Annotated in this window: 21 protein-coding genes; 9 read left to right on the top strand and 12 right to left on the bottom strand. The window is 60.7% G+C overall.

Annotated features, from left to right (window positions below):
* Positions 1–117 precede the first annotated feature (117 nt).
* Complete coding sequence (locus NJC40_RS06360) at positions 118–1,566, top strand: alanine/glycine:cation symporter family protein (protein ID WP_045485532.1); 1,449 nt, start codon at positions 118–120, stop codon at positions 1,564–1,566.
* A gap of 75 nt (positions 1,567–1,641) precedes the next feature.
* Here NJC40_RS06360 and NJC40_RS06355 read toward each other — a convergent pair whose 3' ends face one another.
* The 4 genes from NJC40_RS06355 to pdxR form a co-directional block, all read right to left on the bottom strand.
* A complete protein-coding gene (locus NJC40_RS06355; protein ID WP_253142646.1) occupies positions 1,642–2,475 on the bottom strand; it encodes a DUF2314 domain-containing protein in 834 nt (277 codons plus the stop codon).
* Positions 2,476–2,586: 111 nt separating this feature from the next.
* Positions 2,587–3,474 (bottom strand): bestrophin family protein, encoded by an 888-nt coding sequence (locus tag NJC40_RS06350; protein WP_045485528.1) that lies wholly within the window; start codon positions 3,472–3,474, stop codon positions 2,587–2,589.
* Between the two features lie 92 nt (positions 3,475–3,566).
* Positions 3,567–4,778, bottom strand: a complete 1,212-nt coding sequence (locus tag NJC40_RS06345) for a YeeE/YedE family protein (protein ID WP_253142647.1) — start codon at positions 4,776–4,778, stop codon at positions 3,567–3,569.
* 42 nt (positions 4,779–4,820) lie between these two features.
* Positions 4,821–6,377, bottom strand: a complete 1,557-nt coding sequence (gene pdxR / locus NJC40_RS06340; protein ID WP_253142648.1) for a MocR-like pyridoxine biosynthesis transcription factor PdxR — start codon at positions 6,375–6,377, stop codon at positions 4,821–4,823.
* A gap of 89 nt (positions 6,378–6,466) precedes the next feature.
* Here pdxR and NJC40_RS06335 point away from each other — a divergent pair, with 89 nt between their 5' ends.
* Genes NJC40_RS06335 through NJC40_RS06325 form a run of 3 tightly spaced genes read left to right on the top strand, consistent with a single transcriptional unit; the run spans position 6,467 to position 8,242 of the window.
* Positions 6,467–7,090, top strand: coding sequence for an FMN-binding negative transcriptional regulator (locus NJC40_RS06335; RefSeq protein WP_253142649.1), 624 nt, complete (start codon positions 6,467–6,469; stop codon positions 7,088–7,090).
* A 10-nt stretch (positions 7,091–7,100) separates the two neighbouring features.
* A complete protein-coding gene (locus NJC40_RS06330) occupies positions 7,101–7,547 on the top strand; it encodes a GNAT family N-acetyltransferase (protein ID WP_253142650.1) in 447 nt (148 codons plus the stop codon).
* Between the two features lie 17 nt (positions 7,548–7,564).
* Positions 7,565–8,242 (top strand): GNAT family N-acetyltransferase, encoded by a 678-nt coding sequence (locus tag NJC40_RS06325; RefSeq protein WP_253142651.1) that lies wholly within the window; start codon positions 7,565–7,567, stop codon positions 8,240–8,242.
* A gap of 9 nt (positions 8,243–8,251) precedes the next feature.
* Here NJC40_RS06325 and NJC40_RS06320 read toward each other — a convergent pair whose 3' ends face one another.
* From NJC40_RS06320 to NJC40_RS06305, 4 genes are all read right to left on the bottom strand, one after another.
* Entirely contained in the window at positions 8,252–8,527 is a 276-nt protein-coding gene (locus NJC40_RS06320) for a helix-turn-helix transcriptional regulator (protein ID WP_045485517.1), read from the bottom strand.
* Complete coding sequence (locus NJC40_RS06315) at positions 8,524–9,849, bottom strand: type II toxin-antitoxin system HipA family toxin (RefSeq protein ID WP_253142652.1); 1,326 nt, start codon at positions 9,847–9,849, stop codon at positions 8,524–8,526. Before NJC40_RS06315 ends, NJC40_RS06320 begins: the two co-directional genes overlap by 4 nt.
* A gap of 211 nt (positions 9,850–10,060) precedes the next feature.
* The gene (gene oadA, locus NJC40_RS06310) at positions 10,061–11,869 is read right to left on the bottom strand and encodes a sodium-extruding oxaloacetate decarboxylase subunit alpha (protein WP_045485514.1); all 1,809 of its coding nucleotides are present in this window, start codon (positions 11,867–11,869) and stop codon (positions 10,061–10,063) included.
* Between the two features lie 11 nt (positions 11,870–11,880).
* Positions 11,881–13,296, bottom strand: a complete 1,416-nt coding sequence (locus tag NJC40_RS06305) for an acetyl-CoA carboxylase biotin carboxylase subunit (protein WP_253142653.1) — start codon at positions 13,294–13,296, stop codon at positions 11,881–11,883.
* Between the two features lie 227 nt (positions 13,297–13,523).
* Here NJC40_RS06305 and NJC40_RS06300 point away from each other — a divergent pair, with 227 nt between their 5' ends.
* The gene (locus NJC40_RS06300) at positions 13,524–14,474 is read left to right on the top strand and encodes a LysR family transcriptional regulator (RefSeq protein ID WP_045485513.1); all 951 of its coding nucleotides are present in this window, start codon (positions 13,524–13,526) and stop codon (positions 14,472–14,474) included.
* Here NJC40_RS06300 and NJC40_RS06295 read toward each other — a convergent pair.
* Complete coding sequence (locus NJC40_RS06295) at positions 14,428–14,646, bottom strand: PA3496 family putative envelope integrity protein (protein WP_084709911.1); 219 nt, start codon at positions 14,644–14,646, stop codon at positions 14,428–14,430. The two genes, NJC40_RS06300 and NJC40_RS06295, sit on opposite strands and share 47 nt — an antisense overlap.
* 362 nt (positions 14,647–15,008) lie before the next feature.
* On the opposite strand from NJC40_RS06295, the gene NJC40_RS06290 reads away from it, so the two are divergent.
* Positions 15,009–15,326 (top strand): hypothetical protein, encoded by a 318-nt coding sequence (locus NJC40_RS06290; protein WP_253142654.1) that lies wholly within the window; start codon positions 15,009–15,011, stop codon positions 15,324–15,326.
* A gap of 90 nt (positions 15,327–15,416) precedes the next feature.
* Here the strand turns inward: NJC40_RS06290 and hexR are convergent, their stop codons facing one another.
* Together hexR and NJC40_RS06280 are read right to left on the bottom strand one after the other, a co-directional pair.
* A complete protein-coding gene (gene hexR / locus NJC40_RS06285) occupies positions 15,417–16,283 on the bottom strand; it encodes a transcriptional regulator HexR (RefSeq protein WP_045485504.1) in 867 nt (288 codons plus the stop codon).
* Between the two features lie 146 nt (positions 16,284–16,429).
* Positions 16,430–18,790 carry a putative bifunctional diguanylate cyclase/phosphodiesterase gene (locus tag NJC40_RS06280; protein WP_492180550.1) on the bottom strand — a complete coding sequence of 787 codons (2,361 nt, stop codon included), beginning with the start codon at positions 18,788–18,790 and terminating at the stop codon, positions 16,430–16,432.
* A gap of 380 nt (positions 18,791–19,170) precedes the next feature.
* Here NJC40_RS06280 and uvrD point away from each other — a divergent pair, with 380 nt between their 5' ends.
* From uvrD to NJC40_RS06265, 3 genes are all read left to right on the top strand, one after another.
* The gene (uvrD, locus tag NJC40_RS06275; RefSeq protein ID WP_253142656.1) at positions 19,171–21,354 is read left to right on the top strand and encodes a DNA helicase II; all 2,184 of its coding nucleotides are present in this window, start codon (positions 19,171–19,173) and stop codon (positions 21,352–21,354) included.
* Between the two features lie 185 nt (positions 21,355–21,539).
* Entirely contained in the window at positions 21,540–22,385 is an 846-nt protein-coding gene (locus NJC40_RS06270; protein ID WP_045485501.1) for a Tim44 domain-containing protein, read from the top strand.
* A 133-nt stretch (positions 22,386–22,518) separates the two neighbouring features.
* On the top strand, positions 22,519–22,926 hold the full coding sequence (locus NJC40_RS06265; RefSeq protein ID WP_045485500.1) for an SMI1/KNR4 family protein: 408 nt from the start codon (positions 22,519–22,521) through the stop codon (positions 22,924–22,926).
* Between the two features lie 26 nt (positions 22,927–22,952).
* Here the strand turns inward: NJC40_RS06265 and NJC40_RS06260 are convergent, their stop codons facing one another.
* Positions 22,953–24,716, bottom strand: a complete 1,764-nt coding sequence (locus NJC40_RS06260) for a cation:proton antiporter (RefSeq protein ID WP_045485499.1) — start codon at positions 24,714–24,716, stop codon at positions 22,953–22,955.
* Positions 24,717–24,760: the final 44 nt, after the last annotated feature.

The following is a 24,760-nucleotide window of genomic DNA, read 5'->3' as shown; positions in this document are numbered from 1 at the left end:
AACCCTCGCAAGCGCGATGTTCTATAGCCGTACATCTACATACAAGAAAACGACTACAGACGTCTCGGTATTGCACCGGTATAGTGCGCCCCCTCAAAAACACGAGGCAATAATAAGATGCTGGATTTTTTCGTTCACATAGCTGACCAACTGCTGATCGTGTTGATCGTCGGTCTGGGCGGTTACTTCACCATCCGTTCGCGTTTTGTACAGTTTCGTCATTTCACCCATATGTTCGCGGTGTTCCGTGACAGCCTGCGCAGCAGCTCCGGCCAACTGAGCTCCTTTCAGGCGCTGATGCTCAGCCTGGCCGGTCGTGTCGGCGCAGGCAACATTGCCGGCGTCGGCCTGGCCGTCACCCTCGGTGGTCCAGGTGCGGTGTTCTGGATGTGGGTCACCTCGCTGGTCGGCATGGCCAGCAGCTTCATCGAATGTACCCTGGCGCAGACTTACAAGCGCAAGGACTCCGAAGGCCAGTACCGTGGCGGCCCTTCGTTCTACATCCAGTACGGCCTGGGCAAGCGCTGGCTGGGCATGATCATGGCGGTCCTGCTGCTGGTCACCTTCGGCTTCGCCTTCAACGGCCTGCAATCGCACGCGGTGACCAGTTCGCTGAACAACGCCTTCGGCTTCGACAGAGCCACCGCCGGCATCTGCCTGGCGATCCTGCTGGGTCTGGGTTTCATCGGCGGCATCAAGCGCATCGCGGCCATCTCTGACCTGCTGGTGCCGGTCAAGACCCTGATCTACATCGCCGTCACCCTGTACGTCATTGGCCTGCAGATCGAGCACGTGCCCGGCATGCTGCTGACAATCGTCAAGAGCGCCTTTGGCCTGGACCCGGTGTTCGGCGGCCTGATCGGCAGCGCCATCGTCATGGGCGTCAAGCGTGGTGTATTCGCCAACGAAGCGGGCCTGGGCAGCGCACCGAACGTTGCCGCTGTGGCACAGGTCGAGCACCCGGCTTCCCAGGGTGTGGTCCAGGCGTTCAGCGTGTTCCTCGACACCTTTGCCATCTGCACCTGCACCGCGTTGCTGATCCTGCTGTCGGGTATCTACGATGTGGGCTACAGCGGCGACGGTATTGTGCTGGCGCAGAACTCGCTGGCCGCCGTGGTCGGTGACTGGGGGCGGGTCTTCATCAGCGTGGCGCTGGCCCTGTTCGTATTCACCTCGATTCTCTACAACTACTATCTGGGTGAAAACAGCCTGCGCTTTCTGGTCGGCGAGAAGCTGTCGGCCATCGTCGGCTATCGGGTATTCGTGCTGGCGTTGATCCTCTGGGGCTCGACAGTGGACCTCAAGACCGTGTTCGCCTTCGCCGACATCACCATGACCCTGCTGGCGTTCGTTAACCTGCTGGCTCTGGCCCTGCTGTTCAAAGTCGCCATGCGGATCCTGCGCGACTACGACGACCAGCGTGCCGCCGGCATCAAGACCCCGGTGTTCGACTCCAGCAAATTCCCTGATCTGGATCTGGACCGTAACGCCTGGCCGGCCAACCCGACCCAGCAACCGCAGGTCAAAGCGGGCGAAAATGCTGAAAGCGTGCCCAGCGCGCGCTAATCAAAGCATTCGCTAAAAAGGGCCATCGCGTACCGACCACAGTCTGGTACGTGATGGCCCTTTTTATTGTGTGCATCAGACACTTGCCGGGCTGCGCGCCTCCAGCAGTTCGACGATCCGCGGCCAACCGGCCATTCTCGCCAGCGTCAGCGGGGTGCGTCCGTTGCTGTCGCTCACTTCGGGGTCGGCACCGTGGCGCAGCAAAGCCTCGACGAAACCGTAATTGCCCGCCAGGGTTTCGCGGTGCAGGTATTGCTGGCCGTTGGCGTCGGTCTGCGTGACCAGCGCCGGATCCTCAGCCAGGTTCTGCTCGATATTTTCCTGCACATTGACCGCCATCGGATGCTCGGCACGCTCCAGTTCAGCCAGTGCCGCGCGGTCTGCTGCGCTGTCGAGGTCGCGAGAAAAGCGCAGCAGTGGCTGATCGGTACCGGTCATGACCAGCTCGATGCTGCCCGGCTCACCGAAGTCCAGCCCCCAGGCTTCGTCGTGCCCGGCCCGTTCGTCAGGCTCCATGTCACTGCGTAGCGCATCGACGGTGAAGGCCCCGAATACTCGCCCGCCACAGACATACATCCAGTCATTGAGGTCTGTCAGCGGCGCCGCGACCAGTTCCCCGGCATTCAGTGAGGTGACCCAGTGCGGCTCGTTCATCAGCTCGCCGCGCAGGGTCAGCCCGTCGAACAGCACGTCAGTCACCCACATATTCTCCACCGAGGGGGATGACGCATCGAGGGGCTCAACCGGGAAAGAAATTTTCACCGCCGCCAGGTCCAGGCCCGGCACCACCCGGCGGCGCTCCCAGGAAAGCTCGCGGTACATGAACTTGAACGTGGCCTGGGCCGCCGCGACGGCACGCTGGAACTCGCTGTTTTCGCCTTCGACGGTGTAGATGGGATTTTGCGTCATGCGTCAGATCACTCCTGTCATCGCGCTGGCGTTGCCAAAGCCCATCAGATCAGGACAACGCCCTGGCGTTCAGCGCTCAACGAAGAATAAACCCATTGTGTGACGAGCCGCTCAGCGCACCCTGCGCTCGAACTCGGTCACCCGCAACATCGAGTCCAGATTACGCTCGATGTTTTCACACAGTGCCTTCATCTGAATCTCATGCTCACTGGTACGGAACGGGCTTTGCAGGTCGGTGCCGATCTTCTCGATGGCCAGCAGCATGAACCCCACCACCGTCGAAGCCAGCGGCGTGAACCAGCCCAGGGTTTCCACTAGACCGATCGGCACGATCAGGCAAAACAGGGTGATGAACAGCCGTGGAAAGGCCACGTAAGGGTAAGGCAACGGCGTATTGGCGATCCGCTCCATGCCGCCCTGACAGTTGGAGATATCCACCAGAGTCGATTCGATACGCGCCAGGCGAATGCTGTCCAGACGCCCGGCCTCATACTCCTTGGCGATCATCAGTGCCGAAACGTTGAGCAGGTCATTGGGGAAATTGTTGGTTTCATGCCGACGTTCGAACTCGTCGGCACCGATCAGCGCCTGGATCTCAGCGCCACAACTCTCGCCTTTGAGGTGCGCCGACAGGCATTTCACATAGGCGACATGACGGCGCAGCAACACCGCCTTGATCGGATTGGTTTCACCCTCATCCTCGACCAGGGTCAGCACCTGGCGGGCAAAACTGCGCGAGTTATTGACCAGCGCGCCCCACAGGGTGCGGGCCTCCCACCACCGGTTGTAGGCACTGGAATTGCGAAAGCTGGTCAGCACCACCAGCGCCGAACCCAGCAGCGTCAGCGGCATGGCCGGCATCGAGTATTTGTAGTCGAGAAACAGCATGAAATCGACCGTGACGATCACGTCCCAGATCAGCAACCAGAACAGTGACCAACCTACATAGCCGAAGGTTTTGCCCAGGAACCTGAGCTTGGAAATGATGGTTTTCTGCACCGAGCCACCTCGTCAGTGAAAGAGGTGGCAGTCGAACCACCCCGCAGGGCTTTGAATGCCTTTGCTGCAGATGGTTCGACGACTGTTACGATTCAGCAGCCGCTCAGGCCGACCTTGGGCTGCTCAGCGGCGAAGAAAATCGGCCGCAGGCCAACCCCGACGCAGTTGCCCAGATAAGCCGCCACCAGCCACAGCCAGCCATGCACACTGCCCGAGGCGATGCCGCTGAAGTACGCGCCGATATTGCAGCCGTAGGCCAGCCGCGAACCGTAGCCCAACAGCAAGCCACCGATCACCGCCGCCACCAGCGAACGGGTCGGGATATCCAGATTCGGCGCGAAACGCCCGGCCAGGCCGGCCGCCAACAGGGCGCCGATCATGATGCCGATGTCCATCACACTGGTGATGTCCTGCCACACCGGGGCAGCCAGCGCCTTGGCATTACCGGCGCTCTGCCAGAACGGCCAGGTGCTGACATCCAGCCCCGCCGCCATGGAAATCTTCGCACCCCACAAGGCGAACGCCGAGGTAATGCCCCACGGCCGCCCGGCCAGGGCCAGCGTCGCGTAGTTCAGCAGCGCCAGCGCCACTGCGCCCCAGACCAGCACCCACGGACCACGCAGCAGCCGACGCCAGCCGCGATGCGCGCTGCTGACCGGCGCTTCAAGCTGGCCATGACGACGCTTTTCAAGGCGCACCGTGACCCAGGCAATCAAGCCGAAAATAGCCAGATTCAGCAGCAGTGCCGGCAGCCAGCCGAAGCTCTTGACCATCGAGGTGGCCGGCAGCGACGGCAAAGCGAACCACCAGTGCACGTGGTGGGTCGCGATCAGCGAGCCGAGAATGAAGAACACCAGGGTCACCAGCATCCGCGCATTGCCGCCACCTGCGGTAAACAAAGTACCGGAGGCGCAGCCGCCACCCAGTTGCATGCCGATACCGAAAATAAACGCCCCGACGATCACTGAAACCCCGGCGGGCGCCACCAGGCCATTGACCGGCTGGCCGAACAGCGATCCGCTGGCCAGGGTCGGGAAAAACAGCACCACGGCGATGGCCAGCATGACCATCTGCGCACGCAGGCCCGCGCCACGGCGCTCCAGAATGAACACCCGCCAGGCCGAGGTGAAACCAAAAGCGGCGTGGTACAGGGTCACGCCCAATGCTGCGCCAAGCAACAACAGCAGAACCTGGCGCATGCCGACGCTGAGCAGCAAAAACTGCGTACCCATCAGCAACAGAAACAGCGCAGCCAACGGTGCACCGAGCCGGCGCTGGGGCATGGCTGATAGCGAATTACTCATGATGTATCCCAAGCCTGCAAGAAAGACCGCCGAGTATAACGGTTACTGACAACCCCAGGCCCGCCGCAAACGCCCCAGCGCAGCGGCGATCTCTGCTTCGGCCACGGCAGCAAACCCCAGCACCAGCCCGGCCCGCAGGTCCGGCGGCGCGCTGTCGTCCGCCAGCCAATAGTCACTCAGGGCGTTGATTTCCACCCCGACCGCTTCAGCCTGGGCAATCAGTTGCTGCTCACGCGCCAGGCTGTCGACCCGTACCGCCACATGCAGACCGGCGACGGCTTTAGGCATCGCCTCACAGCCAGGCAATGCCTGCGGCCAGCCGCTCAGCAACGCATCACGGCGGTTCAACGCGGCGCGCCGCATGCGCCGGATATGCCGTTGAAAGTGCCCTTGGGCGATGAATTGCGCCATGACGACCTGGGTCGCCACGTCAGAATGGCGCACGTCCAGCGCCCGCCGCTGGCTGAATGGCGCGACCAGACCGGGCGGCAGCACCAGATACCCCAGACGCAACGCCGGAAAGGCAACCTTGCCGAAGGTGCCGACGTATAGCACCCGTCCTTGAGCATCCAGTGCCGCCAACGGTGCCAGCGGCGCGCCGCTGTAGCGGTACTCGCCATCGTAGTCATCCTCGACAATCCAGCCGCCATGTTTGTGTGCCCAGTCGAGCAGTTGCAGGCGCCGCGCCAGGCTCATCACGACCCCGGTCGGGTATTGATGCGACGGCGTCACATAAGCCAACTTGCAACCGGTGGCCTTCAATCGCGCGCAGCACATGCCCTCGTTATCGACCGGCATACCCTGCAAACGCGCCCCAGCGATCGCGAACGCGTGCCCTGCCGCCCGATACCCGGGGTTTTCCACAGCCACGGCGTCCCCGGCATTCAGAAGCAATTGTGCACAAAGGCTGATTGCCTGCTGCGCGCCACTGGTGATCACAATTTGCTCAGGGGTACAAAACAAACCGCGAGAAGTTCGCAGATAAACCGCAATCAGCTCACGTAAACGCCAATCCCCGGCCGGGTCGCCATAACCGAGCTGCTGCAAGTCAGGCTTGCGCCAGAAAGCCGCGTGGAGCTTGCTCCAGGTGGCAAACGGAAACAGATCGAACGCCGGGATACCGACCCGAAAAGCCCGCGGCGGTCCACCCTTGGGCGCGGGTAAGTGATGCCTCTCCAGGATCTGTAGCGCATCACTGTGGATAACTTTCGAGAGTTCAAGATAGGCCGATTTTGACGATTTTGTGGATAAACCAGTGGATAAGCTTGTTGATAACCCTGTGGACAGTATTGTGGAAAACTCTGCGGGCGAGGTTTTTTTGAGCACAATGCGCGACAATTTGGCGACATAGGTTCCGTCGCCCACCTGGGCCTCGGTAAAGCCTTCGGCATACAGCTGGTCGAAGGCGCGCATCACGCTATTGCGCGAGATCTCCAGCACGGCGGCCAGATCCCGGCTGGCGGGCAGCCGGGTACCACTGGCCAGACGCCCATCCAGAATACGTTCGCGCAGTGCCTGGTAGAGCTGACGGCTCAGCCCCTTGCGCCGGTCCAGAGCAAAACCGGCCGGGTCGAAGGGAAACAGCGGTGCGTCGGTCATTGAATTGGCCCTATCAAATGGCTCAGTAATGGCTCTTACAAAGAGCCATTAGCCTGCCTAGGATGAGTCCATCCGCCAAGGGGAATCTCATGTACACACCCACTGCCTTCCGCGACAACGACCTGCACAGCCAATGGCAACAGATCGAACGCTGCCGCCTGGCCTTGCTGGTCACTCAAGGTGAATCCGGCTTGCAGGCCACTCACCTGCCGCTGCTGCTACGTCGTGACGAAGGACCTCACGGCACGCTGTACGGCCACCTGGCCAAAGGCAATCCGCAGTGGCGTGAGCTGTCCGGCAGCGCTGAAGTGCTGGTGGTCTTTCCCGGCGAGGACGCCTACATCAGCCCCTCGTTCTACCCCAGCAAGGCCGAACACGGCAAAGCAGTGCCGACCTGGAACTACCTGGCCGTTCATGCTTACGGCAGGCCGCGCCTGATCACTGAAGCGGCGCCCTTGCGCGCGCTCCTCGGTGCCCTGACTGAGCGGCATGAAAGCGGCCGCAGCCAGCCATGGTCCATCGCTGACGCGCCGGCCGAATACATCGACAAGATGCTCACCGCCATTGCCGGTTTCGCCTTGCCCATCGAGCGCCTGCAAGGCAAACGCAAACTCAGCCAGAACCGCGACGCCCGCGATATCGCCGGGGTCCGCGAGGGCCTGGCCGCCAGTCCTGACCCACAGGATCAACGTATTGCTCAATTGATGGGCTGAAGGAGACGCCATGACCGCTGTACAGATCCGCCCGGTAAGCGCTGCCGATCATGCCGCCTGGCTGGGCTTGTGGCTGGCCTACCTGCGCTTCTACGAAACCGAACTGGCCGATGACGTCAGCGCGACAACCTGGCAACGCCTGCTCGACCCGGCACAACCCTGCCATAGCGCGTTGGCCTGGCAAGGCGATGCGGCGGTGGGTATGGTCAACTTCATCTACCATCGTTCCAACTGGAGCATCGAAGACGCCTGCTACCTGCAAGACTTGTTCGTCGCCCCACAGCAACGCGGCGGAGGCGTGGGCAGGCAATTGATCGAGTACGTTTACGCCAGCGCCACACAACACGGCAGTCGCAAGGTGCATTGGCTGACCCACGAAACCAACAGCACCGCCATCGGGCTCTATGAGCAAGTGGCCGAGCGCGGTGGCTTCATTCAATTTCGCAAGACTTTCTAAGTACAGGATCGCTGCCCATGTCCGACGTACAGCTGAACTGGCAAACCGCACGCCTGCCCACCTCCCAAGCGCTGGAAGGACGTTTTATCCGCCTGGAAAAACTCGACCCGGCACGCCATGGCGACGACCTGTGGCTGGCACTGGAAGGTCCGGGCGCCGATGCAAAACTCTGGGACTACCTGCCGTACGGCCCCTTCCAGGCACGCAGCGACTTCGACAGCTGGCTGGCCGGCCACGCCGCCAGCAGCGACCCGTGGTTCTACAGCGTGGTGGACAAAACCACCGGCAAGGTCGAAGGGATGCTCAGCCTGATGTCCATCGTCCCGGCCCAGGGCCGCATCGAGATCGGCCACGTCACCTTCGGCGCGCCCATGCAGCGCACCGCCAAAAGCACTGAAGCCATCTACCTGCTGGCACGCGAGTCCTTCGCCCTGGGCAATCGCCGCCTGGAGTGGAAGTGCAACGCCAACAACGCCCGCTCCATGCGCGCGGCGGATCGCTTCGGCTTCAGCTTCGAAGGCACTTTCCGCCAGCACATGGTGGTCAAGGGCGTTAACCGCGACACCGCCTGGTACTCGATCATCGACAGCGAATGGCCGCCCCTGCAGCGGGCGTTCGAACAGTGGCTGGCAGAGGATAACTTTATCGGCGGGCAGCAGATCAAAAGCCTGCAAGCGTGCCGCCAGGCTATCTGACTCGGGCGCCTACAACTTCCGGGGCCGTCGCACCACACCCATCTGCAAACCGAAGGGGCGGAACACGGCATTGAGGGACTTCATGGTCGGGTTGCCCTCGCCCTGCTCGATCTGGATCAGGGTGCGCACCGAGATTTTGCACATCCGCGCATATTGGGTCTGAAGCATCCCGGCCCCTTCCACCCGCAGGCGTTTTACCGCCTCGCCAATCTGCAAGGTGCCGTCGGCAATGCCTTGCTGCACGTTTTCGATCAGCAGTGCGCGAATATCCATGGAAAGCGTCATCGCAACCCCCAGTCACTCAAGCGCTGGTCAAGGTTGCTCAAGGCAATCGCCGGATGATTGAAGGTCACCTCAGGCAGGCCACTGTCACGCAGAATGTCGGGCAAGGCACGAAGTGATTCAGCGTCACGGCGCAGGCGTTCGAATGCCTGTTGAGGCACAACAATATCGGCCAGCGTCTCGCAGGCTGCGCGCCAATCAATATCCCCTGCCAATTCAATCGGCCTGGCCCATTTGGTGGTGCGGGTAACGCCCTCGGCATCCATGACCATGGGCGCCAGATCATAGATCGGCGCCAGCCGATAACGACCATGGCTGCGGATCACAGCGGTATTGCGACCGTGGTTGTCCGAGTTGCCAAGGATCTTGTTGATCAGGTCACGACGCAGATACTCGGCCACCAGATCATCAATGTCTTTTTGCTGTCCGTTTTGCCTCCAGAGACCAGCCAATAACCTGATGACCTCCACATGCTCCATCGCACTGCCCGGCACCGTGACACCGGCCAGCGAGTAGATCGACTCGACCGCCAGTCGCTCGACACCCTGACGGGTAACCTGCCGGTCAAAACGCCTCATCCACAGGCTTGGTTTTTTGCCCTCTTCCAGCACCATGTCGGCAGTGGCCACGCTATCGATGCCCAGTTGCCCAAGCGCCCGGTAATACAGGTATTCGCTGCGCAGAATGTCCTGATCATTGTTCAAGGCCTGATTGCGGGCGAACTTGATGAACCAATGTGCACGCGCCTGCTGATCGGGCAGGATCGCGTCCGGATACAGCAGGCCATCAGCCCCTTGGGTCATCAGCAGTTTCGGCGCTTCCCCTCCGGCACCGGTGGCACCGCCAATCGCCGCGCCCTGCTCGTAGGCATATTCCAGAAACCGTTGGTCCCGGGTAATCACATCATCACGAGCAAAGCCCAGCGGCGGGTCCTGATCAAGCGCCTCGGCCGACTCCTTGATACGCAGATGGCCAACCGGGGCAGGCGTGCAACGGCCCAATAAATACAGGTCGTCGTTGATGTCTTGCGGCTTTTGCCGACCCAAAAAGGCCATCAGATAGCGCTTCGCCGCACCCGCCGGGGCAATGTCATGCAAGAAGGCCGGGGCGTGCGGCAGCGAGAGCGGCTCAAAGTCCACCGGCATGCCAATGCTCACCGCAGGCTCGAATGTGCTTTCGAACGCTTCTGGGTTGGCATGCACATAAGTGGATTTGTAACTGATGCGGCACGGGCTTTCGAAGCCTTTGGCTGGCTCGGCGAAAGACAGCGTCATGGCGTCTTGCCAGGCTCCGTTGAAGAATGCCTGCAATGTCAGGTTATACATAGCTCACCTGCAATTTAATGCATTTAACCGATCAGGCTGAGCGGTTAATCTGCACTATAGTGCATTTTTAACGGCCTGGCAGCGTAAAAAATGCACTTTACTGCAGATCAGGTATTTACGGCTGCAGCCGTTCCTACAGTCAATGACGGGCAAAAAAAAGGGGAGCATACGCTCCCCAAATGAGGTTAACCGTTGTAACTGTGAGGAGCGGTCAGCCTTCGATCTCGACCAGGATTTCGCCCGGATTGACGCGGTCGCCCTTGGCCACATGGATGGCCACGACCTTGCCGGCAATCGGTGCCTGAACTTCGGTTTCCATTTTCATCGCTTCGGTGATCAACACGGCCTGGCCGACCTTGACGGTGTCGCCCTCCTTGACCAATACGTCGACGATGTTGCCCGGCATGGCGGTGCTGACATGGCCTGGCGCACTGGCCTGGCCGCGCTTGCTGGCGCCGCCGCTGACGAACTCGTTGAGCGGCTCGAACACCACTTCTTCCGGCATGCCGTCGATAGACAGGTAGAAGTGGCGTTTGCCTTCAGCCTTGACCCCGACCCCGGTGATATCGACCCGGTAAGTCTCGCCGTGGACGTCGATGACGAACTCGGTCGGTACACCCTCGCCGCCTGCACGGGCCACGCCGCCGGCTTCGGGGATCGGTAGCAGCACTTCTGGAGTCAGGGTGCCCGCTGCGCGCTCTTCGAGGAACTTGCGACCAATGTCCGGGAACATCGCGAAAGTCAGCACGTCCTCTTCGGACTTGGCCAGAGCGCCAATATCGGTGCGCAGTTTGGCCATTTCCGGCTTGAGCAGGTCGGCCGGGCGCACATCAATCAGCTCTTCGCTGCCGATGGCCTGACGGCGCAGCTTGTCGTCCACCTCACCCGGCGCTTTGCCGTAGCCGCCTTGCAGGTAAAGCTTCACCTCGTTGGTGATGGTTTTGTAGCGCTCGCCGGCCAGCACGTTGAAGAACGCCTGGGTACCCACAATCTGCGAGGTCGGGGTCACCAGCGGCGGGTAGCCGAGGTCCTTGCGTACCCGTGGAATCTCGGCCAGTACCTCGCTCATGCGGCTCAGGGCACCCTGCTCCTTGAGCTGGTTGGCGAGGTTGGAAATCATCCCGCCCGGCACCTGGTTGACCTGCACACGGGTATCGACAGCGGTGAATTCGCTTTCGAACTGGTGGTACTTCTTGCGCACCGCGTAGAAGTACAGGCCGATTTCCTGCAGCAGTTCCAGATCCAGGCCGGTATCGAACTCAGTGCCCTTGAGCGCAGCGACCATCGACTCGGTGCCCGGATGGCTGGTGCCCCAGGCGAAGCTGGAGATCGCGGTGTCGATGTGATCGGCGCCGTTTTCGACGGCCTTGAGCTGGCACATGGCAGCAAGGCCGGCAGTGTCGTGGGAGTGGATGAACACCGGCAGCGACAGCTCGGACTTCAGCGCCCGGACCAGCTCACCGGTGGCGAATGGTGTCAGCAGGCCGGCCATGTCTTTGATGGCGATCGAGTCGCAACCCATGGCTTCCATCTGCTTGGCCTGGACCACGAACGCATCGATGGTATGCACAGGGCTGGTGGTGTAGGCAATGGTGCCCTGGGCGTGCTTGCCGGCAGCCTTGACCGCTTCGATGGCCACGCGCAGGTTACGCACGTCGTTCATGGCGTCGAAAATACGGAACACGTCGATGCCGTTGACCGCTGCCTTGGCAACAAACGCCTTGACCACATCGTCGCTGTAGTGGCGGTAGCCCAGTAGGTTCTGACCGCGCAGCAGCATCTGCAGACGAGTGTTGGGCAATGCCGCGCGCAGCTGGCGCAGGCGCTCCCATGGGTCTTCCTTGAGAAAGCGCACACAGGCGTCGAAAGTCGCGCCGCCCCAGACTTCCAGCGACCAGTAACCGACCTTGTCGAGCTTGTCGCAGATCGGCAGCATGTCCTCGGTGCGCATGCGGGTGGCCAGCAGCGACTGGTGAGCGTCACGCAGGATGGTGTCGGTGACGAAAATCTTCTTACTCATTGTTGTATTCCTCACAGGCCGGCGTGGGCAGCGATGGCGGCGGCGATGGCCAGGGCCAGCTCTTCAGGTTTGCGCTTGATCGAGTAATTGGTCAGTTCAGGATGGGCTTCAACGAAGCTGGTGTTGAACTGCCCGGTACGAAACTCCGGATTGCGCAGGATTTCCTGGTAATAGGCAGCGGTGGTCTTCACACCCTGCAAGCGCATGTCATCCAGCGCCCGCAGGCCGCGGTCCATGGCCTCTTCCCAGGTCAGCGCCCAGACGATCAGCTTCAGGCACATCGAGTCGTAGTACGGCGGAATGGTGTAGCCGGTATAGATCGCCGTGTCGGTACGCACGCCAGGGCCACCGGGCGCGTAGTAACGGGTGATCTTGCCGAAGCTGGGCAGAAAGCCGTTTTTCGGATCTTCGGCGTTGATCCGGAACTGCAGGGCAAAACCGCGGTGGATAATGTCTTCCTGCTTGATCGACAGCGGCAGGCCCGAAGCAATGCGGATCTGCTCACGAACAATATCGATGCCGGTGATTTCTTCGGTGATGGTGTGCTCCACCTGCACCCGGGTGTTCATCTCCATGAAGTACACCTCGCCCTCGGCGAGCAGGAACTCCACAGTACCGGCATTCTCGTAGCCCACCGCCTTGGCCGCACGCACCGACAGGTCACCGATATAGGCACGCTGCTCGGGGGTCAGTTGCGGGCTGGGGGCGATCTCGATCAGTTTCTGGTTGCGGCGCTGAATCGAACAATCACGCTCGAACAGGTGCACGACATTGCCAAAACTGTCACCGAGAATCTGCGCCTCGATGTGCTTGGGGTTGACGATGCATTTTTCCAGGAACACTTCTGCCGAACCAAACGCCTTGGTGGCTTCGGAAATCACCCGAGGGAATGCCTGCTCCAGCTCTTCGCGGCTGTTGCAACGGCGGATGCCGCGCCCGCCGCCGCCGGAGGTGGCCTTGAGCATCACCGGATAGCCAATGCGGTCACCTTCGGTCAGCGCCTCGGCGATATCGGCCAGGTTGCCTTCGGTGCCGGGAGTCACCGGCACGCCGGCCTTGATCATGCTGCGTCGCGCTTCGGTCTTGTCGCCCATGCGGCGGATGACTTCGGCCGCCGGGCCGATAAACTTTATCCCGCGTTCGGCGCAGATATCCGCCAGTTCGGCGTTTTCCGACAGAAAACCATAACCGGGGTGCAACGCATCGCAACCGGTCTCTACCGCCAGGTTGACCAGCTTGCGCGGGTTCAGATACCCGGCCAGCGGCTCTTCGCCAATGCTATAGGCTTCGTCGGCACGCTTTACATGCAGCGCATGACGGTCAGCATCCGAATAGATCGCAACCGAGCGAATGCCCATCTCGGCGCAGGCGCGCACGATGCGCACGGCAATCTCTCCGCGGTTGGCGATCAGGATTTTCTTGATCACTGGCTTTTCCTCGACCATTGATTCAGACCTTCCGGGTATCCCGGTCGGCACTGGACTGCCCGTGAACCCGGACAGTCGTCGCTCTATTTTTGTAACAGCTCATGTGACTCGTCGACGCCAAGACACCCTAAGCCGGATCAGCGATAAACAAAAATCAGTAAAAATTGGGTGAAGCATAAGCAAAAGCTTATAGTCAGTGTCTCAAGCCTGAACCGGATGCCAAAAAAATGCGTAAGTCATTGATGCGTATGACATTGCGTCAATTACGAATTTTCAACGAAGTGTGCGACCTGCGCTCCTACAGCCGGGCGGCAGAAGAAATGTCGCTCACTCAACCTGCTGTCAGCCTGCAGATTCGCCAGCTTGAAGAGCTGGTCGGCCAACCGCTGTTCGAGTACGTGGGCAAAAAGCTATACCTGACCGAAGCCGCCGACGCTCTGCGCCAGGCCAGTCGCGATATTTTTGGGCGTCTCGAAAGCCTGGACATGCAATTATCGGACATGCAGGGCTCGCTTCAGGGCCAGTTGAAGCTGGCCATCGAGTCCAGCTGCAAATACTTCGTGCCGCACCTGTTCGCTGCCTTCAAGCGCCAATACCCGGAAGTCAGCCTGGCACTGGCAGTGGTCAACCGCGCTCAGGTGATCCGGCGTTTGTCAGATAACCGCGATGACCTGGTGATCATGTCGATGGTGCCCCAGGACATGGACCTGGAGTTCCTGCCCTTTCTCAACAACCCGATTGTCGCGGTGGCGCCTGCCGGTCATCCGCTGTGCGAGCAGGCGCAGCTGAGCCTGAAAGATCTGGAGCCATGGCCGCTGCTGATTCGTGAAAGCGGCTCGGGCACGCGCAAAGCCTGCGAGGAATACTTCAAGGAAAAGCGTGTGCACTTCACCCAGACCCTGGAAGTGTCCTCCAGTGAAGCGCAGCGCGAGTGCGTGGTCGCAGGTCTCGGGCTGGCGATGCTGACTCGCCATGCGCTGAGCGCCGAACTGGCCAGCGGCACACTCAAGGAGCTGCCGGTGGCCGAGTTGCCGCTGTATCGCAGTTGGTGCGTGGTTCAGGCCCGGGACAAGCGGCTGTCGCCGGTGGCGCATGCCTTCCTGGGCTTTATCCGCACCGAGCGAGCGCAGATCAGCCGGCTGGCCGAGCGCTTCGACGATCAGAAGACGCGAGGCTGACTTGCCAAAGCTGGTCAGGAACGTCGTCGATATAGTCGCCAAGACTCTGGGTCAGGCGACGTTCTTCGGAGTAGGTTTCGATTGCACGGCGAAACGCCATGCGCCGCTGATCTTCTTGCTGACGGCGGGTTTTTACGGCGCTGTTCTGAATATCATCGTAATGCCGAGCCATTTTCTGTCTCCCAGTACGTTATGCGGGAGCTTCAGAGTGGCTTGCAGCGATGACGATACCTTGGCAAAGGCATGACAGGCTGATGAAATTTTGCAAGCGCTTCAAAACCTTCCGAGCGCCTCTGGCGCACCTCTAAAAACCCAGACGAGCCAGCCAGCGCGAGGATAAAACAGGCGCGCAACAGTCCTTCGCGCCAACGCACGGCTACTCACCAACACATCTGAATAAAACGATATCAAGAACCCGCAAGCCAATATCCATATGTACCGCACACCGGTTTCTCGATTCCCGGACAGTGAATCTGCAGGACGCAAAAGCTTCTTGGCATCCCGCAGCCAACCATAAATAAAGGAATATTCGAGATGAGCATTCAAACCAAAAACTGGAATATCCAGTTCGAAAACGTAGCAAGCACCAACAAGAGTGAGGTCAAGGTGTCAGCGATGGTCACTGTGCCGAGCGCTGCCTATGAGCCGGTACTGATCCAGGCAGCAGATCGTTCACCCACCCACCTGCAACTGGACCTGCAGCTGACCCGCAAGCCCGTTATTGGCAACAATATCGCGGTCGAAAAACCCGTGTGTTTCTCCGTGTTCGACCTGATCAGCTACCAAAGCGTGTCGGTCTACCATAGAGGCGAAGTCATCCTGAGCATCAGCGGTATTCAGCCGGCAGCCTGATTTAACCCGCCAGCGTGATTTGCCAGCGATCCTTGTGTTCGCTGGCACTCGCCATGCGCGGAACAAACCAGCCCAGGCAAAAAATGCGGATCAGTCGTCGTGATTCTTGATCGACTTGGGCGACAGCCGCAGGCTGCGCAAGCTGCGCTTGACGCTCTTGAGGTGATTGACCAGGCTTGGGCCGCGGGCCATGGCCACGCCCATGGCCAACACATCAATGACCACCAGGTGCGCAATGCGCGAGGTCAGTGGCGTGTAAATCTCGGTGTCTTCATGCACATCGATCGCCAGGTTGATGGTCGACAGCTCGGCCAGCGGGGTCTGGCTGGGGCACAGGGTGATCAGCGTGGCGCCACTTTCGCGAACCATGTTGGCGCTGATCAGCAGGTCCTTGGAGCGCCCCGACTGAGAAATGCACACCGCTACATCACCGGGTTTGAGCGTCACCGCCGACATGGCCTGCATGTGCGGGTCGGAGTAGGCCGCAGCATTGAGCAGCAAGCGGAAGAACTTGTGCTGGGCATCAGCCGCCACCGCGCCGGAAGCGCCGAAACCGTAGAATTCGACCCGATTGGCGCCAGCCATGGCGGTCACCGCCAACTGCACAGCCTGGGAATCAAGACTCTCACGCACTTCCATCAGGGTGTGCAGGGTCGTGTCGAAAATCTTCAGGCTGTAGTCGGCGACCGAGTCGTTTTCATTGATCGCGAACTGACCGAAACTGGCACCCGCCGCCAGGCTTTGCGCGAGCTTGAGCTTCAGGTCCTGAAAGCCGGTGCAGCCAATGGCGCGACAGAAGCGCACGATGGTCGGCTCACTGATACCCACGCTGTGCGCGAGATCGGCCATGGAGCTGTGCATCACGGCCGCAGGATCAAGCAGCACATGATCGGCGACTTTGAGTTCCGACTTGCGCAGCAGGTTGCGGGACTGGGTGATGTGTTGCAGCAGATTCACAGGAAAGACTCGATCAGAAGGTGCGGTGGCAGGTGTGTAGCTGGCTTGTAGTTATACTACATGAGCCGCCAGACGCCCAGCTAAAGGGCACATCCAAGCAAACATCAGAGCGTGCAAGGCGATAACTGCCCTGCCCCGAACGTCATTCAGACCGTAGCCTGCAGCTTTTCTGCCAGCACCTGCGCTTCTACCGGCCTGCTGATCAGATAGCCCTGCACTTCGTTGCAGCCCTGCTGCTTGAGAAACTCAAGCTGGGTTTGCTCTTCGACCCCTTCGGCCACTACTTTCAGGCCCAGACTGTGGGCCATGGCGATGATCGCCTGAATGATCGCCGCATCACCGGAGCCTTCGTCCAGACCACGAATGAAGGTCTGGTCGATCTTCACGTAGTCCACCGGGAAGCGCTTGAGGTAGCTCAGCGACGAATAACCGGTGCCGAAATCATCGATCGCCAGCTTCACCCCCAGCCCGCGCAGTTGCTGGAAGGTGGCGATGATGTATTCCACGCTGTCGAGCAACTGGCTCTCGGTCAGTTCCAACTCCAGGCGGTGCGGGTCCAGCCCGGTTTCTTCGAGCACCTGACGCACCAGACTGACCAGCTTGCCCTGGCGCAACTGATACACCGACAGGTTGACCGACACCCGGATCGGCTCCAGCCCCATACGCTCCCACTCACAGGCTTGCCGGCAGGCCTGGCGCAGCACGAACTCGCCAATCGCACCGATCAGCCCGGTTTCTTCGGCAAGGCCGATGAATTCGCCGGGCGGCACCATGCCGCGCTCCGGATGCAGCCAGCGCACCAGCGCCTCAGCGGCATCCAGGCGTCCGCTGCTCAGGCACAATCTGGGCTGGTAAAAGACCCGCAACTGCTGCTCTTCGATGGCTTTGCGCAGCTGGATTTCCATTTGCAGGCGTTCCAGCGTGCTGGCCTGCAAACTCTCGGTGAAGAACTGGAAGTTATTGCCGCCCAGATGCTTGGCATGCTTCATGGCCATATTGGCCTGATTGACCAAAGCGCTGACATCGCGCGCCGAATCCGACAGCAGGCTGATACCTACCGAGGCACTGATTACCAGCTCGTGGCCGGCCACCAGTACCGGCGCATGCAGTTTGTTGAGCATCCGGGTAGTGACCCGCGCCAGGCTGGAGAGGTTGGCATAGGTATCGAACAACACGGCAAACTCATCGCCAGACAGCCGCGCAATGGTGTCGGCTTCCGGCAAGGCGCTGCTCAGCCGCCGGGCGATGTGCTGCAGCAACTGGTCGGCCACTTCATGACCCAGGCTGTCGTTAAGCAGCTTGAAGCGGTCCAGATCGATGTGCAGCAAGGCCAGACTGCGCGAGCCCTGGCGTACTCGCTGGCAAGCCTGGTTGAGGCGTTCTTTAAATAGCGAGCGATTCGCCAGACCGGTCAGTTCGTCAAAGTGCGCCAGGTAGCGCAGACGCTCTTCGGATTCACGCTTGAATGACAGGTCGGTAAAGAAGCCGACAATGTGACTGGCCGTTCCCGCAGCATCACGTACCAGGCTCAACTGCAACCATTGCGGGTACAGTTCGCCGTTCTTGCGCGCTTCTACCAACTCGCCCTGCCAATGGCCGGTTTCTTCCAGCGCCTGATGAATGGCCGGGAAGTAGCGCCGGGCATCGCGGCTGCTGGCGATATCGGTGACCTTACGGCCGACCAGGTCTTCCTGGCTGTAACCCGAAACCCGGCTGAATGCCTGGTTGATGGTCAGAATCCGGTACTCGGGGTCGAAGATGACAATGCCTTCGTTGGCCGAGGCAAATACCGTCGCCGCCAGGGGCGGCGGGCTCTTGCTCAACGCCTGGCGAGCCTGCTCCAGCTCCCGGGTGCGCTGTTCGACACGATTCTGCAGACCGGCCTGAGCCTTGCGCAAACTGCGCTCGGCCTGGCGGCGTTGTTCGATTTCTCTGGCCAGCTCTTCATTGAGCTGTTCGCTGCGGCTCTGAGCCTGCTGCAGATGCTCGATCAGCGCCTGATTCTGAAAGCGCTGGATCAGGCTGCGCCGGACCAGACGATTGATCTGCACCACCACCACGATCAGCGCCAGCAACACCACCAGCCCCAGCCAGCCCCAGCCACGATTGGGCACATCTGTGCCCCAGAACAGGTAGATGATCGGCGGCAGCAGGCAGGACAGGCTGAACGTGAAGAACGCCGAGAGGCTCACTGCATAAGCGACACTGGCCGACAGAGTCGCCACGCCGATCATGCCGAACACCCAGGCTTGCTGTTCGAAATTGTCCACCGGCACCAGCAGCATCGCCGCGCAGGCCAGGGTCAGACCGCTGACCAGCGCGCCGAGCAAAAACCGGTGCCGCCAGGCTGGCAGCGCCTGACGCTCGGGCGCTGCGGCATGAAACGCGGTGACCTGCACGATGCGCAAGCCGACCAGAGCCACCAGCCAGACCAGCCAGATACCCACCTGCCAGTCGCGCTGCGGGCTCCATAACAGCCAGGCGCAGATCAGGCCATTGATGAACATACACAGCGTGGGCAGCAGCGAGCCTTGATAGAGCAGCCGGGTGCGCTCGACCTCAAGGTGCGGGGCAAACTGCTGGCGGATGTCCCGACGACGCGTGCCAAAGGGATCGTGCGGACTGAAGCGGAGAGTCATGGCGTCATTCTTGTTGATATTAGGGTGCCTTGAGCGTGTGCGGAGCATACACAAGCACTCGGCAAGTCCAAACAGCCTGAGTGTAGAAAAATTATCGCCTTATTTCTCTGACAACCTTGAGCCAGACAGGTTGCGGCCTTGATACCGGCGCTGCGCCAGCGCGCAATCGTTTGCTGACCCAGACTTTTTATATCCATGGGTGCACGCATGGTTTGCCCGGCATCAATGCAAACCCTAGAATGTCGCCCATGCATGATGACCTCTCCCTTTTGCTCAATTCCCTCAACGACGCCCAGCGCCAGGCAGTAGCCGCGCCCATGGGTCGTCAGTTGGTCCTGGCTGGCGCTGGCTCCGGCAAAACCCGCGTCCTGGTGCACCGTATCGCCTGGCTGATGCAGGTCGAGCAGGCCTCGACGCACTCGATCCTGTCGGTGACCTTCACCAACAAGGCCGCCGCCGAGATGCGTCACCGTATCGAGCAACTGATGGGCATCAGCCCGGCCGGTATGTGGGTCGGCACCTTCCACGGCCTGGCCCATCGCCTGCTGCGCGCGCACTGGCAGGAAGCCGGCCTGGTCCAGACCTTCCAGATTCTCGACAGCGACGACCAGCAGCGCCTGGTCAAGCGGGTAATCCGTGAGCTGGGGCTGGATGAGCAGAAATGGCCGGCCCGCCAGGCTCAATGGTTCATCAACGGCCAGAAGGACGAAGGCCTGCGCCCGCAACACATTCAGGCCAGTGGCGATCTGTTCCTGATGACCATGCGCAGCATCTATGAGGCCTACGAGGTCGCCTGCCAGCGCGCCGGGGTCATCGACTTCTCCGAACTGCTGCTGCGTGCCCTGGACCTGTGGCGTGACCATCCCGGCCTGCTGGAACACTATCAGCGCCGTTTCCGGCATGTGCTGGTCGACGAGTTCCAGGACACCAACGCCGTGCAGTACGCTTGGTTGCGCTTGCTGGCCAAGGGCGGCGACAGCCTGATGGTGGTCGGCGACGACGACCAGTCGATCTACGGCTGGCGCGGCGCACGCATCGAGAACATCCAGCAGTATTCTTCAGACTTCCCCGACGCAGAAGTCATCCGCCTGGAGCAGAACTACCGCTCCACCGCCAGCATTCTCAAGGCGGCCAACGGTCTGATCGTCAATAACAGTGGCCGCTTGGGCAAAGAGCTGTGGACCGACGGCGGCGATGGCGAACTGATCAGCCTGTATGCGGCCTTCAACGAACACGACGAAGCACGCTATGTGGTCGAGACCATCGAGAGCGCGCTCAAGAGCGGTCTGTCACGTAGCGATATCGCTATCCTGTATCGCTCCAACGCCCAGTCCCGGGTGCTTGAAGAAGCGCTGCTGCGCGAACGAATTCCGTACCGTATCTATGGCGGCCAGCGCTTCTTCGAACGCGCCGAAATCAAAAACGCCATGGCCTACCTGCGCTTGCTCGAAGGCCGTGGCAACGATGCTGCGCTGGAGCGGGTCATCAATGTGCCGGCCCGCGGCATCGGCGAGAAGACTGTCGAAGCCATCCGCGAACATGCCCGGCACAGCAGCGTCTCCATGTGGGAAGCCATGTGCCTGCTGGTGGCCAACAAGGGCCTGACCGGCCGCGCTGCCAGCGCCCTCAACGGTTTTGTCGAGCTGATCGACAACCTGGCCGCCAAGGTCATGGACATGCCGCTGCACCTGATGACCCAGACCGTCATCGAGCAATCGGGGCTGATCGACTACCATCTGCAGGAAAAGGGCGAAAAAGGCCAGGCCAGGGTAGAAAACCTTGAGGAACTGGTCAGCGCCGCCCGCGCTTTCGAAAACAGCGAAAACGAAGAAGACCTGTCGCCGCTGGCGGCCTTCCTCAGCCACGCCTCGCTGGAAGCCGGCGACGCCCAGGCCGATGAGCACGAAGACAGCATTCAGTTGATGACCCTGCACAGCGCCAAAGGCCTGGAATTCCCCCACGTGTTCCTGGTGGGCATGGAAGAAGGCCTGTTTCCGCACAAGATGAGCCTCGAAGAGCCGGGGCGCCTGGAAGAAGAGCGGCGCCTGGCCTATGTCGGTATCACCCGGGCCATGCAGCAACTGGTCATGACCTACGCCGAAACCCGCCGCCTGTACGGCAGTGAGACCTACAACAAGGTGTCGCGTTTCGTACGCGAGATCCCGACCGGGCTGATCCAGGAAGTACGCCTGTCCAACAGCGTCAGCCGGCCGTTCGGCGGCACCCCAAAGGTCAACAACAGCAGCCTGTTCAGCGGTACCGGCATCCCGGAAACCCAGTTCAGCCTGGGCCAGCAGGTCAAACACGCAGTGTTTGGTGAAGGCGTGATCCTCAACTTCGAAGGCGCCGGCGCCCAGGCCCGGGTGCAGGTCAACTTCGCCGAAGGCAGCAAGTGGCTGATGATGGGCTACGCCAAGCTCGAAGCGATTTGACACGCCCCCCGTAGGAGCAGCTTTAGCCGCGAAGCCTTCGCGGCTAAAGCCGCTCCTACGGTATGCGGTGTCTTCAGTGCCGCTTTCAGCTTCATGCAAAAGCTCGAAACATACCTTCACTAGCCAATGGCCTGCACCCTGTGCACCATTGCGCGCGTGCTATTCATAAAAACGGGAATCCCCTTATGCAACGCTTTTTCAGCATCGCCATGGCCTTGTGCCTCAGCCTGACGCTGAGCCTGGACGCCAACGCCGCACGTTTCGGCGGCGGCAAGAGCAGCGGCTCGGCACCGGTTCATCAATCGCGCCAGGCCACTCCAGCCACCCCGGCTGCGGCCCCTAACGCTGCTGCCCGTCCAACCCCTGCGGCCAGCGGCGCATCGCGCTGGCTCGGCCCGCTGGCAGGCATCGCCGCCGGTGGCATGCTGGCCGCCATGTTCATGGGTGACGGCTTCGACGGCATGCAGCTGTTCGACTTCCTGATCATCGGCCTGATCGCCTTCCTGATCTTCCGCTTCATCGCCCGTCGCCGCGCCCAGCAGCAACAAGCGAGCATGGCGGGTGCCGGTGCGCCCTACCAGCGTGAAACCGTTCAGCCGAACAACGCTCCGATCTTCGGTTCGTCGGCTGCGCCCGCTGCGGCCCCGGCGATCAATGCGCCTGCCTGGTTCAACGAAGAGCGCTTCCTGGAAGCCGCCCGTCAGCACTTCCAGGCCTTGCAGCAACACTGGGACGCCAACGAGATGGACAAGATTGCCGAGTTCGTCACCCCGAACATGCTGCAATTCCTGAAACGCGAACGTGCCGAACAGGGTGACGGCTTCCAGTCCACCTACATCGACGACCTGCAGGTTCAACTTGACGGTGTGGATGACCGTGCCGACCGCACCATCGCCACCCTGACCTTCCACGGCGTGTCCAAAAACTCGCGTTTCGACAAGGGCGAAGCCTTTAGCGAAAGCTGGAACATGGAACGCGCGCCAGGTGAAAACCAGCCATGGCTGGTTGCAGGTATTCGCCAGAACGGCTGAACTACCGGCGCCCTTGTGTGATCGAAACCCCGGACTCGTTCCGGGGTTTTTTGTTACCCGTTCGGATAGTTATTTTGAAAGCGGCTTTCGGCTACTGTATAACCCGCGCCATCTAGCTCAGAGGATCCATGCCGTGGAAGAAGTCATCGAACAATTGCGTGAACAGAACGAGCCGGTTCCGGTGCGGCTTGAACTGCCCGACGAAGACCTGCTGGTCGAAATCGAGGAAGAACTGCTGATCAACATGCCATTTGGCTTGCGGGAGTTTTTGCTGCAGGTCAGCGATGTGGTCTACGGCAGCCTTGAGCCGGTCACCGTGACCGACCCGCAATCGCACACCTACCTGCCCGACGTGGCAGCCAATGCCTGGGATGCCGGTGTCGAGCGCGATCTGGTGCCGCTGTGCCAGGATGGCGACGACTATTACTGCGTTGAAGAAGACGGCACCGTGGTGCTGTGGTCTGGCGAAGAAGAAATCGTCACCGAGGAGAGCTGGGAATCGGTCTGGCACTGGGCCCGCGACGTCTGGCTGGAAAGCTGAGTTTCCAGCCAGACCCGCGCGCAAGGTCAATGCCCTGGGGTGTCCTGGTTATTGCCCAGGGTTTCCAGCAGGGCAATCTGCATCCGTGAATGCACACGGATAAACCAGCGCCATAGCACTGCGGCGACCACCGCCGCAACCAGCAGGATGACCACCAGCAGCTCCAGGGTTGGCAGAATGCTGGCTGACAATGCGGCCAGCAGGACGAAGATGACCACCAGCGACAACAGCGGAATCACTTCAGCCACGATCTTGCGCACCCGCTCGGTGTGACGGCCGGCCTTGTCCGGCTTCACGCCCATTTCGGCCAGCAGCATCGACAGCGCCTTGAGCTTGCGGTAGGCGGCGATCAGGAACGGCAGCGACAACAGCAGCGCCGCGCCACAGATCCAGGCCTTCTGATGCCCGACATCGGCCACCCAATCGCTCATGTAAGCGCCGATGCGGCCGGCGAAATAACCGCCGCTGAAGAAGATCGCCACCACCAGCGCCAGGTTGACACCGACCTGCAGCAGAATCCTGCGGATCATCGACGCCAGCATTGCGCTCTGACCCTGCGGCTGGATGCTGCGCAGCCACTCGCCGTACATGGTGAAGACCCGCCCGACACGACGCGGCACCACACCGGCCAGCTTGATCGACAAAGGATCAGCCGCGCGGATCAGGTACGGCGTCAGCAAGGTGGTGATAACCGACACCGCCACGGCCACCGGATAGAGAAAGTCGCTGGTCACCTGCAAGGTCATGCCCAGCCCGGCGATGATGAACGAAAACTCGCCAATCTGTGAAAGCCCCATGCCGACGCGCAGCGACGTGCGGCCATCGTTACCGGCAATGAACGCCCCCAGACCGCAGGAGATCATCTTGCCCAGCACCACCGCCAGGGTGATCACCACAATCGGCCAGGCGTATTCGATGAGAATCGCCGGATCAATCATCAGGCCGATAGCAACGAAGAAAATGGCACTGAACATGTCACGAATCGGCTCGATCAAGCGCTCGATTTTCAACAGTTGGCGCGACTCGGCCATGATCGCGCCGATCAGGAACGCGCCCAGCACCATGCTGTATTCCAGCCGCACAACCAGCAGGCAGAAGCCGAAGCACAGGCCCAGTACGGTGATCAGTAGCATTTCGTCGCTTTCAAAGCGTGCTACATAGGCCAGCAGACGCGGCACCAGCAGGATGCCGACGACCAAGGCAACGATCATGAACAGCGACAGCTTGCCGACCGTGGAGAACACCTCGCCGGAACTGACCGCACCGCTGACCGCGATACCCGACAGCAGCGCGATGATGCCAATCCCCAGAATGTCTTCGACGATCAGCACGCCAAAGATCAACTGGGCAAAATGCTGGTTCTTCATCTTCAGGTCGTTGAGCGCCTTGACGATGATGGTCGTCGAGGAAATCGCCAGAATCGCCCCCAGGAACAGCGAATCCATGGTTCCCCAGCCGAAATACTGGCCAATCTCGTAACCGAGCCAGATCATCAGGAAGATTTCCAGGAACGCCGCGATGAACGCCGTCGCACCGACCTTGAACAGCTTGCGCAGGCTGAACTCAAGGCCCAGGCAGAACATCAGGAAGATCACCCCCAGTTCGGCAAGAATCTTGATCGTGTGTTCGTCATGGATCAGACCAACCGGCGGCGTATGCGGCCCGATCAGAAAGCCGGCGACAATGTAGCCCAGTACCACCGGCTGCTTGAGGCGGTGAAAGACAATCGTCACCACCCCGGCCACCAGCATGATCACTGCCAGATCCTGGATGAAGTCAACAGCATGCATGGCGGGTGTGGCTCCTTAAATAATGGCGCTGCCGCTTGCACGCA

This window comes from Pseudomonas sp. 21LCFQ02 (assembly GCF_024129895.2).
Taxonomy (GTDB): Bacteria; Pseudomonadota; Gammaproteobacteria; order Pseudomonadales; family Pseudomonadaceae; genus Aquipseudomonas.
This window is presented reverse-complemented; position numbering and strand designations above follow the sequence as displayed.